This window comes from Winogradskyella undariae, assembly GCF_013285155.1.
GTDB lineage: Bacteria > Bacteroidota > Bacteroidia > Flavobacteriales > Flavobacteriaceae > Winogradskyella > Winogradskyella undariae.
The window spans coordinates 1-1051 of record NZ_JABTEL010000050.1; the positions used below are offsets into that span (position 1 = coordinate 1).

The window sequence follows — 1051 nt, forward strand, 5'->3', positions numbered from 1 at the left end:
AGTACTTCTGTAATTATTATCATAGGTTAGACCAGATTTTGCGATAGCAAAAGCCTGTTTTAAAAGCTTATTACAAACCGCTATTAAGGCTAATTTTTTGCTCTTTCCTTTGGAGACCAATCGCTCATAAATTGCTTTGCAAGCATGGTTATATTTACAAGCATTAAAACTGCACATAAATAATAAATTTCTAAGCTTTTGATTTCCTATTTTACTGATTCGCGGACGTCCTTTTACACTACTTCCACTTTGTCGGATCACCGGAGTTAAACCTGCGTAACTACACAATTCACTGCCGCTTGTAAAACGATCAAAGCCATCGGTTAAAACCACTAACATTAGTGCTGTTTTTGGTCCAATTCCTGGAATACTTTTTAAGCGCGTTAAAACCTCTTGATGTGCTGCTTTTACTAAAACAAGTAATTTATCTTCCATAGTTTTCATCTCTTTTTGAACCTGTTTTAAGTTTCGTTTTAAAGAACTCACAACTGCTTTACTCGGGTTTCCTAAAACAGCTTCTCCGTGTAATTTATTTTTAAGCATAGTGCTTTGTTTTGTATATACAGAAAGGAGTCTGGTCATTTGAAGGCATTCTAACTGATGCTTTGAGTTGCCTTTCCAAAGCTTTAATTCTACATGTTCTGCATATTCACATATTAGTTTAGAATCGCTTTTATCGGTCTTGATTTTTGATAGTTTCATCTGAATAAAACGTTTTACTGCCAATGGATTTTCTACCGAAACTTTAATACCTTCTTCCTGCAAATAATAGGCCAATTGGTAGTGATAATACCCTGTGGCTTCCATGACGCAATGACTATTAACATCTAAGAGTTTTACAAACTTTTTAAAGCCCGAAATACTGTTTTTAAACTGATAATAATTCCCTTGGGAATCGGTAACATCAAAAACTAAATGACTGATGTCAAGTCCAAAATATTTTATATCTTTATTCATAAGAAAATGTTTTTTGAAAGGACAAGCTACGCGAGTTTCAACGACTTAAAATCGAGGTCTAAACGCCTCATAGAACTGTACGAAATCTGTGTAG

1 protein-coding gene is annotated in these 1051 nt (G+C 34.3%); it reads right to left on the minus strand.

The annotated features are described in order from the left end of the window. Positions 1-957, minus strand: a 957-nt coding sequence (locus tag HSX10_RS18615; RefSeq protein WP_173589759.1) for an IS110 family RNA-guided transposase, incomplete at its 3' end; no start/stop codon positions are given. Positions 958-1051: the final 94 nt, after the last annotated feature.